This window comes from Pseudomonas sp. PAMC 26793 (genome assembly GCF_000313235.1).
GTDB lineage: Bacteria > Pseudomonadota > Gammaproteobacteria > Pseudomonadales > Pseudomonadaceae > Aquipseudomonas > Aquipseudomonas yamanorum.
Genome location: NZ_AMXG01000023.1, coordinates 17,633 through 33,670 on the forward strand (window position 1 = coordinate 17,633; position 16,038 = coordinate 33,670).

The following is a 16,038-nucleotide window of genomic DNA, read 5'->3' on the forward strand; positions in this document are numbered from 1 at the left end:
TTTGAAGATTGCACAAAAACAAATGTGGGAGCGGGCTTGCTCGCGAATGCAGTGGGTCAGTCAATACATCAGGTGACTGTCACACCGCCTTCGCGAGCAAGCCCGCTCCCACATTTTTTGATCTACGTCTGACTTCAGTCCTGCGGGGTCTGCTCAGCCAACGCCACCGCACGGAACATCGCCCGGCGCTTGTTCAGCGTCTCTTCCCACTCCAGGGCCGGCACCGAGTCGGCCACAATCCCGCCGCCCGCCTGCACATGCAGTTCGCCGTCCTTGATCACCGCCGTACGAATCGCGATCGCAGTGTCCATATTGCCGTTCCAGGCGAAATACCCCACCGCACCGCCATACACACCACGCTTGACCGGCTCCAGCTCGTCGATGATTTCCATCGCACGAATCTTCGGCGCGCCCGACAAGGTGCCCGCCGGCAGAATCGCCCGCAGCGCATCCATCGCCGTCAACCCGGCCTTCAGCTCGCCGGTGACGTTGGACACGATGTGCATCACGTTGGAATAACGCTCGATCACCATCTTCTCGGTGAGTTTCACCGAGCCGATTTCCGAGACACGCCCGGTGTCGTTGCGGCCCAGGTCGATCAGCATCAAGTGCTCGGCGATTTCCTTGTCGTCGCTCAGCAGGTCCTGCTCCAGCGCCAGGTCCGCCTCCTCGGTCGCACCGCGAGGGCGCGTGCCGGCGATCGGGCGCACGGTGATCAGGTTGTCTTCCACACGCACCAGCACTTCCGGCGAACTGCCCACCACATGGAAGTCGCCAAAGTTGAAGAAGTACATGTACGGCGTCGGGTTGAAGCAGCGCAGCGCCCGGTACAAATCAATCGGCGCAGCCTTGAAGTCGATGGACATGCGTTGCGACGGCACCACCTGCATGCAGTCACCGGCAAGGATATATTCCTTGATGGTATCGACGGCACGCTCGTAGTCATCCTGGGTAAAGCTGGAGCGGAACACCGGGTCAGCCGCCGGTGGACGGCTAAGGTCCAGGCCGCGACGCGGGGTGATTGGCTGGCGCAGTTTTTCCAGCAGCGCTTCGAGGCTGGCCTGGCCTTGCTCGAACGCGTCGGCCTGGGAAGGATCGGCCAACACAATCGCGTGCATCTTGCCCGCGAGGTTGTCGAACACCACCACCGCGTCGGAAACCATCAGCAGAATGTCCGGCACGCCCAACGGATCGGGGTTCGGGGATTTGCCCAGGCGTTTTTCTACGTAGCGCACGCAGTCGTAGCCGAAGTAACCCACCAGGCCGCCGTTGAAGCGCGGCAGGCCGGCGATGGTCGGCACGTTGTAGCGCGCCTTGAACTCCTCGACGAAGGCCAGCGGATCGTCCACGTCGTGGCTTTCAATCTCGACGCCGTCCAGGGTGATGCTCACATGGTGATCATGTACCCGCAGCACCGTACGGCACGGCAGGCCGATGATCGAATAACGACCCCATTTCTCGCCGCCCTGCACCGACTCCAGCAGATAGGAGTTGGGCTCGTCGGCCAGTTTCAGGTAGATCGACAATGGCGTGTCGAAGTCGGCCAGGGTTTCGCAGGCCATGGGGATACGGTTGTAGCCGGCAGCGGCCAAACGCAGGAATTCTTCGCGGATCATGGGGTGCCTCGTGGCTTGAGGGTCTAACGGTCAGGTGTGCAAACGTGCCGCAGCGCGGCCAGGATCAGTCAGGCGCGCCAACGCCAGCGGGCCAGGGCCTTGATGACTTTCATCCAGAGTTTGCGAGTGACCACCACGATGGGATTTCCAGAAGGGGATGGAACAGCGTCGGGCAACGTTATCTCAGCGCCCGCTCCCAAGCAACCGGGGATTAACAGGCGCAGGTCATCAATCACCAGCGCCGGGGATTCCTCGGCAATCGGCCGGCCATGGTTGTAGCCGTAACTCAAGGCCACGCACTTGACCCCCGCCGCTTTCGCCGCCAGCACATCGCTGCGTGAATCGCCGACAAACAGCGATTGGGACGCCGGAATATTGGCCATTTTCATCACGAAAAACAGTGCCGCCGGATCGGGCTTCTTCTGCGGCAAGGTATCGCCACCGATGATCCAGCGGAAATACCGGCCGATCTTCATCTGGTCCAACAAAGGCGCGACAAAGCGCTCCGGTTTGTTGGTGATCAGGGCCATTTCCACGCCCTGCTTGTGCAGCCATTTAAGGGTGTCGCGCACGCCGGGATAAACCACGGTCAGCTCGTGGCCGTTTTCATAGGCCACGTTGAACAACTCAAGGGCGTGCTCGGCCTCCACCTCATCGACACCCTCGGCCTCGATGTTGTTGGCCAGGGCCCGGCGCACCAGCATCTGCACGCCGTTGCCAACCCACTCGCGCACCGACTCGATGCCCGCTGGCTTGCGCCCCAGCTTGAGCAGCATCTGGTCCACCGCCGCCGCCAGGTCCGGCACCGAATCGATCAACGTACCGTCCAGATCGAACATCACCAACCGTGGCAGTTTGCCGGGGAACAACTGCTCAAAGCCACTCATGGACGCGCCAGCGCCAGTTCTGCGCGCATCTTGGCGATCACTTCCTGATAGTCCGGGGCATTGAAAATCGCCGAGCCGGCCACAAAGGTGTCGGCACCCGCTGCGGCGATTTCGCGGATGTTGTTGACGTTGACGCCACCGTCGATCTCAAGGCGGATATCACGGCCCGAGGCATCGATCAGCGCCCGTGCTTCGCGCAGCTTGTCGAGGGTGCCGGGGATGAACTTCTGCCCGCCGAAGCCTGGGTTGACGCTCATCAGCAGCACCATGTCGACCTTGTCCATCACGTACTTGAGCACGTCCAGCGGGGTGGCCGGGTTGAACACCAGGCCGGCCTTGCAACCGCCCTCGCGGATCAGTTGCAGAGTGCGGTCCACGTGCAGCGTGGCTTCCGGGTGGAACGTGATGTAGGTCGCACCGGCCTCGATGAAGTCACCGACGATGCGGTCCACCGGGCTGACCATCAAGTGCGCGTCGATGGGCGCGGTCACGCCGTATTTGCGCAGGGCGGCGCAGACCATCGGACCAATGGTCAGGTTCGGCACATAGTGGTTGTCCATGACATCGAAGTGAACGAAGTCGGCACCGGCGGCCAACACCTTGTCCACTTCCTCACCCAGGCGGGCGAAGTCGGCGGAGAGAATCGATGGAGCAATGACGAAGGGCTGCATGACGCACCTTTTTGAGCTAAATCACGATGGCGCGCATTGTATACCTCATGCTTTGCCGCGCGCACCGTGACCTCGCTCAATGGTTAGAACGCGGCCCGGTAGATTTTCTCGATATCCGCGGCGCTGAGCTTGCGCGGATTGTTGCGCATCAGGCGTTCGATCCCCGCGGCCTCTATGGCCATGGCCGGGATGGCGTCTTCGGGCACACCGAAGCTGCGCAGGCCGGACGGGATCTCCACTGCGGCACACAGTCGCGTCATCGCCTCGACGGCCTGATCCGCCGCATCCACGGCACTCAGCCCCGTGACGTTCACGCCCATGGCCTCGGCAATCTCCTGCATGCGCTCCACGCATGCCAGCTTGTTCCAATGCATCACGTAGGGCAGCAGCAAGGCATTGCTCACGCCGTGGGCGATGTTGAAGCGCCCGCCCAGTGGATAGGCCAACGCATGCACCGCGCCCACGCCGGCATTTCCGAACGCCATCCCGGCCATCAGGCTGGCGGTGGCCATGTCGTCACGGGCTTGCAGGTTGAGCGGATTGGCGTAGGCCTTGGGCAACGCCTTGGCGATGAGCTTGATCGCACCGATGGCCAGCGCATCAGTGATCGGCGAAGCATTCAGCGACAAGTAGGACTCGATGGCATGCACCAGCGCATCCACGCCACTGGCGGCCGTCACGCTGCGGGGGCAGGTCAGGGTCATTTGCGGGCTGATCAGGGCCACGTCCGGTAGCAGGAAGTCGCTGACGATGCCTTTTTTCAGTTGCGCGACCTTGTCCGACAGAATCGCCACGTTGGTCACTTCAGAACCGGTGCCGGCGGTGGTAGGAATCGCGATCAGCGGCGGGCCTTTGCGCGGCACCTGGTCCACGCCGAACAGGTCGGCCAGGGCACCGTGGTAACCGGCGTAGGCCGCCACGCTCTTGGCGATGTCGATCGCACTGCCGCCGCCGACGCCGATCAGGCCATCGTGCCCGCCTTCGCGGTAGACACGCATGCAGTCCTCGACGATGGCGATTTCCGGGTCGGGCAGCACGCGGTCGAAAATTTCATAGGTCCGCTCACCCAGGTGCGCCAGCGCCAGCGCCACGGTGCCGGACTTGACCAGCGCCGCGTCAGTGACAATCAGCGGGTTGTCGACATCCAGCCGCGTCAGCTCGGCGGCCAGTTGCTCGATGGCGCCTGGGCCGGTGAGCAGTTTATGGGCGATCTTGAATGAGGAAGTACTCATGTGCGCGGCCTCTTATCAGTTATGGGCTGGCACAAGAGTAGCTGACTTAGGCTGGTTGTCTTGCATTCAGCTACTGAATAGACACAGGCCCAATGTGGGAGCGGGCTTGCTCGCGAAGGCGGTAGGCCAGTCGATATCTCTGTTGACTGACACACCGCCTTCGCGAGCAAGCCCGCTCCCACATTTTGATTTCTGTTTGGCTTCAGACTTGGGCGGTGCGCAGTTTCTCGCTGCGCCCGCGCAGCCATTCCAGGGTCAGCAACAGCACCACCGAGAACGCAATCAACAAGGTCGCCGCTGCGGCAATGGTAGGGCTGAGGTTTTCGCGGATGCCGCTGAACATCTGGCGGGGCAAGGTCGCCTGTTCGGGCCCGGCGAGGAACAGCGTCACCACCACTTCATCAAACGAGGTGGCAAACGCAAACAGCGCCCCGGAGATCACCCCCGGCGCAATCAGCGGCAAGGTCACCCGGCGAAACGCCGTCAGCGGTGATGCGCCCAGGCTGGCCGCCGCCCGCACCAGGTTATGGTTGAACCCCTGCAAGGTCGCCGACACCGTGATGATCACAAACGGCACGCCCAGCACCGCGTGCACCACGATCAGCGAGAAGAAGCTGTTGCCCAGGCCCAGCGGTGCGAAGAACAGGTAACTGGCCACGCCGATAATCACCACCGGCACCACCATCGGCGAAATCACCAGGGCCATGACCAGCGCCTTGCCCGGGAAATGCCCACGGGTCAGGCCGATCGCTGCCAAGGTGCCGAACACCATCGCCAGCACCGTCGCCGCCGGAGCCACGATGATGCTGTTCTTCAGGGCCCGCATCCATTCCGCCGAGCCGAAGAAGTCCTGGTACCAGTGCAGCGAGAAACCTTGCAGCGGGTAGACCAGGAAACTTCCGCTGTTGAACGACAGCGGGATGATCACCAGCACCGGCAAGATCAGGAACAACAGGATCAGGCCGCAGAGAATCCGCAAGCTGTAGAACCAGACCCGTTCCACGGGCGACATATAAGGGCTCAGCATCGCAACGGTCTCCTTAGCTCAGGCGCAGGCGGCTGGCGCCCACCAGCCAGTTGTAGATCAGGTACAGCACCACGGTGGCCAGCAGCAGCAAGCCGCCCAAGGCCGTGGCCATGCCCCAGTTGATGCTGGTGTTGGTGTAGAAGGCCACGAAGTAGCTGACCATCTGGTCGTTCGGGCTGCCCAGCAACGCCGGGGTGATGTAGTAGCCAATCGCCAAAATGAACACCAACAGGCAGCCGGCGCCAACGCCGGCGTAGGTCTGCGGGAAGTACACGCGCCAGAAGCTGGCGAATGGGTGGCAGCCCAGGGAAATTGCCGCTCGCATGTAGGTGGGCGAGATGCCCTTCATTACGCTGTAGATCGGCAAGATCATGAACGGCAACAGGATGTGCACCATGGAGATGTAGACCCCCAGCCGGTTGAACACCAACTCGACGGGTTTATCGATCAGCCCCATTCCCATCAGCGCGCTGTTGATCAAGCCGCCGGACTGCAGCAACACGATCCAGGCCGCCACGCGCACCAATACCGAGGTCCAGAACGGCAGCAGCACCAGGATCATCAGCAGGTTGCTTTGCCGTGCCGGCAAGTTGGCCAGCAGGTAAGCCAGCGGGTAGGCCAGCAGCAGGCAGCACACGGTGATGACCAGGCCCATCCAGAACGTACGGGCGAAGATATCGAGGTAGATCGCCTGGTCCGGAGTGGCCGGGGCGATTTCGCCGAGGTCGTCGATGCGATGATCCACGGCCGCCAGCAGGTAGTACGGCGTCAGGCTGCTGGTGTTGCGCCGGATCGCCTGCCAGTACGCCGGGTCACCCCAGCGTTCGTCGAGGTTTTCCAGCGCTTCTTTATAAGAGGCAGGCGCTTCGGTAAACGGCAGCGCCCGCGCGGTTTTCGTCAGCAGGCTGCGATAGCCCGCCAGTTCCATGTTCAAGCGTTTTGAGAGGTCGCCCAGGGTCGAGTTTTTCCGGGCTTCGCCCAGGTCCTCGCTGATGGCCTGGTACACCGGCTCGCCGGGCAGGCCACGACCGTCCCAGGCGGTTACCGCTACCACCGTGCGCGGCAGGCCGCCCACCACTTCCGGGTTGCCGACGCTTTTGTAGAGCAGCGCCACAATCGGCACCAGGAACACCAGCAGCAAAAACACCACCAGCGGCGCGATCAAGGCCTGGGCCTTCCAGCGGTTGAGCCGCTCGGCACGCGCCAGGCGCTGTTTCAGGGTGGGGCTGGGAATGGCGATGGCCATGGCGAACTCCGGGTTCTTAAACATGAATGCAAAACGTTGGTGTGGCGCTTGTCCTGTGGCGAGGGAGCTTGCTCCCGCTGGGCTGCGAAGCGGCCCCAAAAGATGGGACTGCTGCGCAGTCCAGCGGGAGCAAGCTCCCTCGCCACCAGGTGGGTGTCACATTGGCAACCGAGTTACTTGGCAGCCCAGGAATTGAAGCGCTGCTCCAGTTGCTCACCGTTATCCGCCCAGAAGCTCACGTCGATCTGCACCTGGTTGGCGATGTTTTCCGGGGTAGTCGGCATATCCTTCAGGATGTCCTTGGCCAGCAACGGTACGGCTTGCGTATTGGCCGGGCCGTAGGCGATGTTTTCCGAGTAGGTCTTCTGCTGCTGCGGCTGAACCGAGAAGGCGATGAATTTCTTCGCCGCGTCAGCACGGTCCTTGGCCAGGCCTTTTGGAATGGCCCAGGCGTCGAAGTCGTAGATCCCGCCGTTCCACACCACTTTCAGGTTGCTTTCTTTCTGCACGGCGGCGATCCGGCCGTTGTAGGCAGAACTCATCACGACGTCGCCAGAAGCGAGGTACTGCGGCGGCTGGGCGCCCGCTTCCCACCACTGGATATACGGCTTGAGCTCATCGAGTTTCTTGAACGCGCGGTCCTGACCATCTTTGCCGGCCAGCACTTTGTACACATCCTTCGGCGCCACACCGTCAGCCATCAAGGCGAATTCCAGGGTGTACTTGGCGCCCTTGCGCAGGCCGCGTTTGCCCGGGAATTTCTTGGTGTCCCAGAAATCTGCCCAGCCGCCTGGCGGTGCTTTGAGTTTGTCGGCGTTGTAGGCCAGCACGGTGGACCATACGAAGAAGCCCACGCCGCAGGGCTGGATCGCGCCCTTCACGTAGTCGCCTGGGTTGCCGAACAGTTTCGGGTCCAGGGGTTCGAACATGTCTTCGTCACAACCACGGGACAGTTCCGGTGACTCCACTTCCACCAGGTCCCAGGACACGCTCTTGGTGTCGACCATGGCCTTGACCTTGGCCATTTCACCGTTGTACTCGCCGGCGACAATCTTACCGTTGCCCGCACTTTCCCACGGGGCGTAGAAGGCCTTGACCTGCGCCGCCTTGTTCGCGCCACCGAAGGACACGACCGTCAAATCGGGGCCTGCCATGGCCTGTGTCGCCCCCATCAGGCTCAAAGCCAGGGCGGAATATTTCAGGGATCTCAACATTGTTGTTCTCTCCACGTGCGAGGTTGGTGAAGCAAGGGGGCGATCAATTCGCCTCTAGAAGTGGGTCGAGTGCGCGAACGTGCTCGACCTGCCAGCCAATCGGTACCACGTCGCCGACCGCCAGGGCCGTGTCCAGCTCGGCGATCGGTTGTTTCACAAAAAAATCGGACTTGCCGCAGACTTCCAGGCGCACCCGCACGTGGTCGCCCAGGTAGATGAATTCGGCCACGCGCCCGGAGAAGCGGTTGACGCAGCTTTCGCTGGAACCATTCACGCTGACGCGCTCCGGGCGTACCGACAGGGTCACCGGACCGCCGACCTGGCCAACGTTCACCGCCAGCGCCTCGACCTTTTCGCCGCGCGCCAACTCGACCACGCAGCGGTCGCCGGTGTGGCTGTGCAGGCGGCCATTGAGACGGTTGTTCTCACCGATGAAGTTGGCGACGAAGGTGTTTTTCGGTTCTTCATACAGGGTGCGCGGGGCGGCGATCTGCTGGATCTCGCCCTGGTGGAAAACTGCCACCCGGTCGGACATGGTCAGCGCTTCGCCCTGGTCGTGGGTCACGTACACCACGGTCACGCCGAGGCGCTGGTGCAGGTGCTTGATCTCCATCTGCATGTGTTCGCGCAGTTGCTTGTCGAGGGCGCCGAGGGGTTCGTCCATCAGCACCAGCTGTGGCTCGAACACCAGCGCCCGGGCCAGGGCCACACGCTGTTGCTGGCCGCCAGAGAGTTGCGCCGGGTAGCGCTGGGCGAAGGCATCGAGTTGGACCATGCTCAGTACACGCTTGACCCGCTCGCTGATGTCGGTCTTGCTCAGGCCGCGTACAGAGAGCGGAAACGCCAGGTTCTCGGAGACCGTCATGTGCGGGAACAGCGCGTAGTTCTGGAACACCATGCCGATGTCACGCTTGTGGGGCGGCACGTTGTTGATGGAACGACCGGCCAGCTGGATCTCGCCGGCGGTAGGGGTTTCGAAGCCGGCGAGCATCATCAGGCTGGTGGTCTTGCCCGAGCCGGACGGCCCGAGCAGGGTCAGGAACTCGCCCTTGCGAATCTCCAGGTTGAGGTCTTTGACGATCAGGTTCTCGCCGTCGTAGCTCTTCTGCACGCCACGAAAGCTGACCAGCACATCATTTGAATCCACCTCGCTCATACCCGCACCTTTTTGTTTTGGACTGCCATGAACCCAGCGTAGTCCAGCCGCAAGTTGGCGAAAATCGGGGGCCCGGAGAGATTGGCATCAGCAGGATGGAAGGTTTGGGGTAGGGATCGCCCTACACGGATGGCGGGCACAGAACAGTGCGACAGCTGCAGGTGGCAGGAATGGGTTTTCTAGCGGCACAGGGTGGTCGCAAATAGATAGGCGGCTATAGGAGCTTGTGCTCCATGGCGTACTTCACCAGTTCCGCCAGGGAGGTGATGTTGAGCTTTTGCATCAAGCGCGCCTTGTGGGTGCTGATGGTTTTGCTGCTCAACGCCAACTGCTGGGCGATGTCGTTGACGTTGGCGCCCTGGGCCAGGCGCTCGAAGACCGAGAACTCGCGCTCCGACAACAGCGAATGCAGTGGCCGGGAGTCGGTCAGGCCGACCTCGAAGACCATGCGGTCCGCCAGGTCCGGATCGATGTACCGTCCGCCCGCCGCAACCTTGCGGATCGCCGTCAGCAGCAGCGCCGGGTCACTGTCCTTGGTGGCATAACCGGCGGCACCGACCTTCAGCGCACGGGCGGCCATTTGCGCTTCATCGTGCATCGACAGCACCAGGATCGCCGGGGGGTTGTTCAGCGCACGAATCCGCGGGATGGCTTCCAGGCCGTTGACGCCGGGCATCGAGATGTCCAGCAACACCACCTCGCAAGGCACGTGGCGCAGAGTTTCCAGCAACTGCTCGCCATTGCTCGCCTCGCCCACCACCAGCAGGTCCTTGGCCAGGCCGATCAGTTGCTTGATGCCTTCGCGAACGATGGTGTGGTCTTCAGCTACCAGTACACGGATCACTGTGGATGTCCTCTTCTTTTGGTTATCAATCCAGCGGCACCGTCACACTCAGGGTGGTGCCTTCACCCAATGCGCTGTCCAGGCTCAACTGCCCGCCCATGATCAGCACCCGTTCGCGCATGCCCACCAGGCCAAACGACACTGGTCGACCGGGGGCCTGGACGAAACCAATGCCATCGTCGCTGATGGTCAGCCGCAAGTACGCGCCCTCCACCACCAGCGTCAGTTCGACAGTATGCGCCTGGGCATGGCGCATCACATTGGTCAGTGCCTCCTGCAGGATGCGGAACAGGCCGATGGCCTTGGCGTCGCTCAGTAGCGGCAGGTTATCCGGCACCTGCACCAGGCACGGAATCTGCGTACGGGCTTCGAAACGCCGGGCCTGCCATTCGATCGCCGAGGCAATCCCGGCATCGAGAATCGGCGGACGCAAGGCGGTGGCCACATCGCGTACCAGTTGGAACAGTTGGGCGATCAGGCGCTTCATACTGTTCAGCCGCTCGTGCAGGCCGGGATCCAGTTGCGCGTAGGTCAGTTCGCACATCGAGGTTTCCAGTTTGAGCACGGTGAGCATCTGCCCCAGTTCGTCGTGCACTTCCCGGGCGATGCGGGCCTTCTCTTCCTCGCGCACGGTTTCCAGGTGGGCCGACAATTCCCGCAGTTGCGCGCGGGAGGCGTCCAGCTCCAGCTCGATGCGTTTGCTCTCGCTGATGTCCCAGACAATGCCGTCCCAGACCACGGCGCCGTCTTCCAGGCGCCGGGTCACAGCCTTGATATCGGCCCAGCGCTGCTCGCCCAGGCGGGTCAGGATGCGGCCCTGCCAGGCCCAGTTGCTCTCGGTCTCGATGGCGTGGTCCTGGGTGCGGTGATAACTGGCGCGGTCGTCGGGATGCACCAGGCTGCGAATGCCCATGGCCGGGTGACTGAGCACTTCCGGCGCGTAACCTACCAGCCCCTCGCTGCCCTGGCTGATATAGGCAAACTCGATCGCCTCGCTGCGCGGCAAGCGCTCCAGGCGAAACACCAGCCCCGGCACATTGGCGGCGATCCCTTGCAGCCGCGCCTCGCTTTCCTGCAAGGCCGCGAGGGCCCGGCGACGCTCGGTGACGTCGTTGAGGTAGACCACCAGGTATTCGCCGTCGGCAAAGCGCAGGAAACTCAGCGACACGTCGGCCGGCAATACACTGCCATCGGCGCGCAGGCAATTGGTCGCAAAACTCTGCGGCCCGTCTTCGCTGGCCCGGGCGCGTTTCCACAGGTTGAGCCAGCGGTCCATGGTCAGCGTCGGGTCGAATTCGATCAGCGGTCGCTCGATCAGGGCGCCGGGAGCGTAGCCGAGCATGGTTTCTGCGGCCTGGTTGGCGTAGCGCACATGGCTGTCCCAATTGACCCAGAGGATGCCGACGGTGCTTTGGTCGATGGAGAACTGGGTCAGGCGCAAGGCTTCGGCACCGGCGGCACGGGCGGCGCTTTCTTCCCGGGCGGCCAGCAGGTTGTGTTCCAGGCCGCGTTGCTGGCGGCGTTGCCAGAACACCACGGCCAGGCTGGCGAGCAAGAGAAGGCCGAGAAGCAAGGTGAGGTTTTGCCAGAACCCGGGGGACTCGGTCACACGAGGATATTTGGGCTGCAGCCAGCGGGTGTGCAACTGGTCCAGATCCCGGGCGGGAATCGCGCGCAAGGCGCTTTGCATGATGTCGGCCAACTCGGGCCAGTCGCGCCGCGTCGCCACCCGCAACAATTGCGGCAGGCCGATATCGCCCACCACGGCCAGGCCGGCGAACTCGGTTTCCCCAGACAACCGGCTCAATTGCGCCTCATCCACCACGGCATACCGGGCTTGCTGGCTTACCAGCAATTGCAGGGCCTGGCGCTCCATGGGCACGCCTTGCAGGTTGAGGTTCGGGTAGGTGCTGCGCAGGTAATCCGCCACCGCGCTGGGCATGCGCACGGCGACGCGGGCTTGGTCGTCGAGTTTTTCCAGGTCTACCGACGTGCCTCCGTCGCGAATCCCGACGATGTGCTGGGGAACCCGCATATACGGATCAGAGAATAGCCACAGCCGCAGCCCGGCCGGGGTTTGCAGCAGCCCGGGAGCGAGGTCGACCTCGCCGTCACGCACGGCTGCCTCCAGTTGCTCCTGACTGGGAAAGTTGCGCCAGGTCAGCTCGATATTCAGCGCCTTGGCCAGCCACTGCATCAATTCGACGTTGGCCCCGGACAGCCGCTGCAAGCGCCGATCGTATTGGGCATAAGGCGCCTGCAACACCAGGCCGACCCGCAAGTCGGGATGCTGGCCGAGCCATTCACGCTGGCCGGCATCGAGCTGCGCCTGGTGAGGGGCAGGCGCAGGCACGGCGCCCACGATCAAGGGAAAGCATAAACAGCCGATAACCAGCAGGTAGCGAAAACCCATGATCCACGTCTCATCTCACTGACAAATACTGACCAACCCATTAGGCTGCCGGAATCACTTCTGGCCGGAATTCAACGATGCCACTTTCCCACCGTTCGGCACTGCCAGCATTGTGCCTGTCGCTGCTGTTTACCAGCGCCTTTTGTGTCGAGGCTGCCGACACGCCCGCTCCGGCCCCGGAAAAACCGGTGGCGCGCCAGCCTTTGCCGGAGCGCAGCCAGGAAGAAGCCAATGCCCTGGAGCGACAAATCCCGCAGCAGGAACAGCAACAGTTGCAGGCGGGCAGCGACTCCTTCCTCGCCTTATGGAAGCCGGCCAACACTGGCGAACCTGAAGGCGTGGTGATTATCGTCCCGGGCAACGGCGAAAGTGCTGACTGGCCTCAAGCAATCGGGCCGTTGCGCCAGAAATTACCGGACGCGGCATGGGGCACCCTCAGTTTGTCCCTACCGGACCTGACCCTGGACACACTGCCGCCGCGCCTCATCGAATCGCCCAAGGCGGCCGTGGACACCAGCAGCAAAGACGCGAGCACTGTCGCCAAACCCGTGGAGCAGGCCGCCAGCGCCGAAGCTGAAGGCACCGACCCGGCCGTGGTTCCGGGCAACGATGAACAAGACAAGACCGATGCCACGCGAATCTTTGCGCGCATTGACGCCGCCCTCGCCTTCGCCCAGACCCAGAATGCCCGCAGCGTTGTGCTGCTCGGCCACGGCACCGGCGCATGGTGGGCCGCGCGTTACCTGAGTGAAAAACAACCGGCGCAGGTGCAGAAATTCGTTATGGTGGCCGGGCAAACCCCGGTGGGCCGTGCCCCGGACCTGCAACAACTGGCACCGAAACTGAAGTTGGCGACGGCAGACTTTTTCTATCAGGACGACACCCAGTCACGCAAGACCGCCCAAGAACGTTCCCAGGCCAGTAAGCGTTTGAAGAATGACAACTACAAACAAGTGTCCCTGAAGGCCTTCCCCGACAACAGCCCGGCCGGACAAGAGCAACTGTATCGGCGGATTCGCGGCTGGCTGAGCCCGCAAAATCCCGGGGACTGATCGCCAATCTCAAAAACACTGGAGAGTAAAATGTGGGAGCGGCGGTGCGACGATTCGACTTGCTCGCGAATGCGGTGAGTCAGTCACTATATCTGTTACTGATCCACCGCATTCGCGAGCAAGCCCGCCCCCACAATTGATCCGGTTTACACCATAAAAAACAGCGGCTCCTGCTTCTGCTATCGAAAGTCTCGTCTTTCGCGAATCAGCGCATAGGCGTTGTGCAGCTCCCGGGTACGTTCGGTCGCCTCCCGCACCTGCGCGGGGCTGGCGCCAATGCCGGCAATCTTGTCCGGGTGGTGCCGGCTGAGCAGGCGCCGGTAGGCGCGTTTGATCACCGAAGGCTCAGTGGTCGAGGTCACCCCCAGAATTCGCAGCGCCTCCTGATAGGCCCCGCCACGATTGGCCAACGGTTTGCGCTCTGGCTCGTAGTCAGCCGCCAGGGCCTGGATCTGCTGGACCGTCCAACCCAGCCATTTGCCCCATTGCTCAATCAACTCTCGCTCGGCGGTACTGGCCTTGCCGTCCGCCCAGGCCATGCGCCAACAGGCACGCAGCACACCTTCCGCCGCATGAGGCTGGGCCTTGAGCACGCCCAAATAACTGCGCACCCGGTCCGAGCCGGATTTGCCGCGATTGAACGCGGCAATCGCACGGCGCTGAGCCGGCTCGGACATGTCCAGCGAGCGCATTTCCTGGCGCGCCTGCTGGATATGCCCGTCCACTACCCGGCCATTACTCTTGGCCAGGCGGCCGAGCAACACGAACAGCAATTCGTCATTACGCAGCGCCGGCCGACCGCCGAGGCGCTCACGTAGCTGCGCCCAGCTTTGCAGTTCCAAACGCCGGTCCAACGCCTGGCCCAGCAACGCGCCCAACATAGCCCCCGGAATGCTGGCAATGGCAAAGCCTGCCCCGGCTCCAATCAGAGTCCCTGGCCACAACATCCTAGTGCCCCGCTGCCAGCAGGGTTTCGACTTGCGCCAGGCGCTCCAGCGTCCCGACATCAATCCAGCGTCCGTTCATGTGTTCCCCCGTCACCAACCCTTTCGCCATGGCGTCACGCAACAGCGGCGCCAGTTTGAAAGCACCCGCACTGCAACCCGCGAACAGCTTGGGATGGAGCACGGAAATGCCACTGAAGGTCAGGTTATCGGCACCGGGAGCGGCATCATGAAGCGCGCCGTCCTTTATGTAGAAGTCACCGCCGGACGGGTGATGGGCCGGATTGTCGACCATTACCAGGTGGGCCAGGCCATTCAACGGCTGGTTCAGGCTGGCGAAGTCATAGTCGGTCCAGATGTCGCCATTGACCACCAGGAACGGTTCGTCCCCCAGCAGCGGCAAGGCCTTGAAAATCCCGCCGCCGGTTTCCAGCGGCTCGCCTTCGGCCGAGTATTGGATACGTACGCCGTACTGCGCGCCGTCCCCCAGGTAGCCTTCGATCTGCTGGCCGAGCCAGGCATGGTTGATGACGATATCGGTGAAGCCGGCTTTCGCCAGCGCCTCGAGGTGATACTCGATCAGGCGCTTGCCGCCGGCCTGGATCAGCGGCTTGGGAGTGTGCAGGGTGAGCGGGCGCATCCGCTCTCCTTTGCCGGCGGCCAGGATCATGGCCTTCATACCGCCGCCTCGACACGCAGGCTCGCCAGCAACTCACCCAGTTCGCTCAACTCTGGCCGGTCCGCGAGTACCGCATCTATATAAGCAAAGAAGCGCGGCACGTCCGCCAGGTAGCGTGGTTTGCCATCGCGATGGCAAATGCGCGCGAAGATGCCAATCACCTTCAGGTGACGCTGCACGCCCATCAGGTCGCTGGCCCGCAGGAATTCTTCAAAGTCTGCCTGCACCGGTATGCCCAACTCGCCAGCACGCTGCCAATAACCCCGCTGCCATTCCCGCACGCGGGCCTGCGGCCAACTGAGGAACGCATCCTTGAACAGGCACGTGATGTCGTAGGTCACCGGGCCGTAGACCGCGTCCTGGAAATCCAGCACGCCGGGGTTCGGCTCGCTGATCATCAGGTTGCGCGGCATATAGTCGCGATGCACCAGCACCTTGGGCTGGGCCAGGGCGCTGTTTATCAGGTGTTCGCTGACGCGCTGCCACAGGCCAAGTTGCCGCGCGTCGAACTCGATGCCCAACTCCCGGCGAACGTACCATTCAGGAAACAATTCCAGCTCCCGACGTAAAAGCGCGACGTCATAGCTGGGCAATGGCGCTTCCATCGGCAATTGCTGGAAAGCCAGCAACGCATCGATGGCATCGGCGAACAATTGATCAGCATTTTGCTCGTCAATGACGTCCAGATAGGTTTTTTTCCCCAGGTCGTTAAGCAAAAGAAAGCCGCGAATCAGATCTTGCGCATAAATTTTCGGAACATTTATTCCCGATTGACCGAGCAAATGAGCGATATCGACGAAAGGTTTGCAGTTTTCCTGGGGGGGTGGAGCGTCCATTACGACAAAACTGCGACCTCCTCCGTCCCATCGGAAGTAACGCCTGAAACTCGCGTCACTGCTGGCCGCAGTCAACGTGGCCGGGGGTACGACACCCCAGCCCTGGGCGGTAAAAAGGCTGGGCAATTGCTCATCAAGCCAGACTTTCAGCTGTTGCAAACGTAGATCTTGGTCGGGCATTACAAGGGTCTCCGACGGCGCTAGCCGTCAAGCGGGTCATG

14 protein-coding genes are annotated in these 16,038 nt (G+C 62.4%); 1 reads left to right on the plus strand and 13 read right to left on the minus strand.

The window, feature by feature from the left end; genetic code table 11:
• Window positions 1-134: 134 nt before the first annotated feature.
• The 10 genes from trpE to D109_RS0107495 form a co-directional block, all read right to left on the minus strand.
• Entirely contained in the window at window positions 135-1,616 is a 1,482-nt protein-coding gene (trpE, locus tag D109_RS0107450) for an anthranilate synthase component I (protein ID WP_017476338.1), read from the minus strand.
• Between the two features lie 68 nt (window positions 1,617-1,684).
• A complete protein-coding gene (locus D109_RS0107455; protein ID WP_017476339.1) occupies window positions 1,685-2,503 on the minus strand; it encodes a phosphoglycolate phosphatase in 819 nt (272 codons plus the stop codon).
• Window positions 2,500-3,174, minus strand: coding sequence for a ribulose-phosphate 3-epimerase (gene rpe / locus D109_RS0107460; RefSeq protein WP_017476340.1), 675 nt, complete (start codon window positions 3,172-3,174; stop codon window positions 2,500-2,502). The genes D109_RS0107455 and rpe overlap by 4 nt, the downstream gene beginning before the upstream one ends.
• A gap of 83 nt (window positions 3,175-3,257) precedes the next feature.
• Window positions 3,258-4,406: an iron-containing alcohol dehydrogenase gene (locus D109_RS0107465; RefSeq protein ID WP_017476341.1), complete on the minus strand. Its 1,149-nt coding sequence runs from the start codon at window positions 4,404-4,406 to the stop codon at window positions 3,258-3,260.
• A 202-nt stretch (window positions 4,407-4,608) separates the two neighbouring features.
• Complete coding sequence (locus tag D109_RS0107470) at window positions 4,609-5,433, minus strand: ABC transporter permease (RefSeq protein ID WP_003210970.1); 825 nt, start codon at window positions 5,431-5,433, stop codon at window positions 4,609-4,611.
• 13 nt (window positions 5,434-5,446) lie between these two features.
• Window positions 5,447-6,679: an ABC transporter permease gene (locus tag D109_RS0107475; protein WP_010167250.1), complete on the minus strand. Its 1,233-nt coding sequence runs from the start codon at window positions 6,677-6,679 to the stop codon at window positions 5,447-5,449.
• A 173-nt stretch (window positions 6,680-6,852) separates the two neighbouring features.
• Entirely contained in the window at window positions 6,853-7,893 is a 1,041-nt protein-coding gene (locus tag D109_RS0107480) for an ABC transporter substrate-binding protein (protein ID WP_003210973.1), read from the minus strand.
• 43 nt (window positions 7,894-7,936) lie between these two features.
• Entirely contained in the window at window positions 7,937-9,049 is a 1,113-nt protein-coding gene (locus D109_RS0107485; protein ID WP_017476343.1) for an ABC transporter ATP-binding protein, read from the minus strand.
• A gap of 214 nt (window positions 9,050-9,263) precedes the next feature.
• A complete protein-coding gene (locus tag D109_RS0107490) occupies window positions 9,264-9,893 on the minus strand; it encodes a response regulator transcription factor (protein ID WP_003210977.1) in 630 nt (209 codons plus the stop codon).
• 25 nt (window positions 9,894-9,918) lie between these two features.
• Window positions 9,919-12,306, minus strand: coding sequence for a PAS domain S-box protein (locus tag D109_RS0107495; RefSeq protein WP_017476344.1), 2,388 nt, complete (start codon window positions 12,304-12,306; stop codon window positions 9,919-9,921).
• Window positions 12,307-12,383: 77 nt separating this feature from the next.
• On the opposite strand from D109_RS0107495, the gene D109_RS0107500 reads away from it, so the two are divergent.
• The gene (locus D109_RS0107500; protein WP_017476345.1) at window positions 12,384-13,358 is read left to right on the plus strand and encodes an alpha/beta hydrolase family protein; all 975 of its coding nucleotides are present in this window, start codon (window positions 12,384-12,386) and stop codon (window positions 13,356-13,358) included.
• Window positions 13,359-13,537: 179 nt separating this feature from the next.
• Here D109_RS0107500 and D109_RS0107505 read toward each other — a convergent pair whose 3' ends face one another.
• Genes D109_RS0107505 through D109_RS0107515 form a run of 3 tightly spaced genes read right to left on the minus strand, consistent with a single transcriptional unit; the run spans window position 13,538 to window position 15,997 of the window.
• Window positions 13,538-14,305: a TerB family tellurite resistance protein gene (locus D109_RS0107505; protein ID WP_026077830.1), complete on the minus strand. Its 768-nt coding sequence runs from the start codon at window positions 14,303-14,305 to the stop codon at window positions 13,538-13,540.
• A gap of 1 nt (window position 14,306) precedes the next feature.
• Window positions 14,307-14,981 carry an N-acetylmuramate alpha-1-phosphate uridylyltransferase MurU gene (gene murU, locus D109_RS0107510; RefSeq protein WP_017476347.1) on the minus strand — a complete coding sequence of 225 codons (675 nt, stop codon included), beginning with the start codon at window positions 14,979-14,981 and terminating at the stop codon, window positions 14,307-14,309.
• Window positions 14,978-15,997, minus strand: coding sequence for an aminoglycoside phosphotransferase family protein (locus D109_RS0107515; protein WP_026077831.1), 1,020 nt, complete (start codon window positions 15,995-15,997; stop codon window positions 14,978-14,980). Before D109_RS0107515 ends, murU begins: the two co-directional genes overlap by 4 nt.
• Window positions 15,998-16,038: the final 41 nt, after the last annotated feature.

Excerpts from the sequence above, each read along its gene's own strand:
- trpE (WP_017476338.1), bottom strand. The coding sequence starts at position 1,616 with ATGATCCGCGAAGAATTCCTGCGTTTGGCCGCTGCCGGCTACAACCGT.
- D109_RS0107455 (WP_017476339.1), bottom strand. The coding sequence starts at position 2,503 with ATGAGTGGCTTTGAGCAGTTGTTCCCCGGCAAACTGCCACGGTTGGTG.
- rpe (WP_017476340.1), bottom strand. The coding sequence starts at position 3,174 with ATGCAGCCCTTCGTCATTGCTCCATCGATTCTCTCCGCCGACTTCGCC.
- D109_RS0107465 (WP_017476341.1), bottom strand. The coding sequence starts at position 4,406 with ATGAGTACTTCCTCATTCAAGATCGCCCATAAACTGCTCACCGGCCCA.
- D109_RS0107470 (WP_003210970.1), bottom strand. The coding sequence starts at position 5,433 with ATGCTGAGCCCTTATATGTCGCCCGTGGAACGGGTCTGGTTCTACAGC.
- D109_RS0107475 (WP_010167250.1), bottom strand. The coding sequence starts at position 6,679 with ATGGCCATCGCCATTCCCAGCCCCACCCTGAAACAGCGCCTGGCGCGT.
- D109_RS0107480 (WP_003210973.1), bottom strand. The coding sequence starts at position 7,893 with ATGTTGAGATCCCTGAAATATTCCGCCCTGGCTTTGAGCCTGATGGGG.
- D109_RS0107485 (WP_017476343.1), bottom strand. The coding sequence starts at position 9,049 with ATGAGCGAGGTGGATTCAAATGATGTGCTGGTCAGCTTTCGTGGCGTG.
- D109_RS0107495 (WP_017476344.1), bottom strand. The coding sequence starts at position 12,306 with ATGGGTTTTCGCTACCTGCTGGTTATCGGCTGTTTATGCTTTCCCTTG.
- D109_RS0107500 (WP_017476345.1), top strand. The coding sequence starts at position 12,384 with ATGCCACTTTCCCACCGTTCGGCACTGCCAGCATTGTGCCTGTCGCTG.
- D109_RS0107505 (WP_026077830.1), bottom strand. The coding sequence starts at position 14,305 with ATGTTGTGGCCAGGGACTCTGATTGGAGCCGGGGCAGGCTTTGCCATT.
- murU (WP_017476347.1), bottom strand. The coding sequence starts at position 14,981 with ATGAAGGCCATGATCCTGGCCGCCGGCAAAGGAGAGCGGATGCGCCCG.
- D109_RS0107515 (WP_026077831.1), bottom strand. The coding sequence starts at position 15,997 with ATGCCCGACCAAGATCTACGTTTGCAACAGCTGAAAGTCTGGCTTGAT.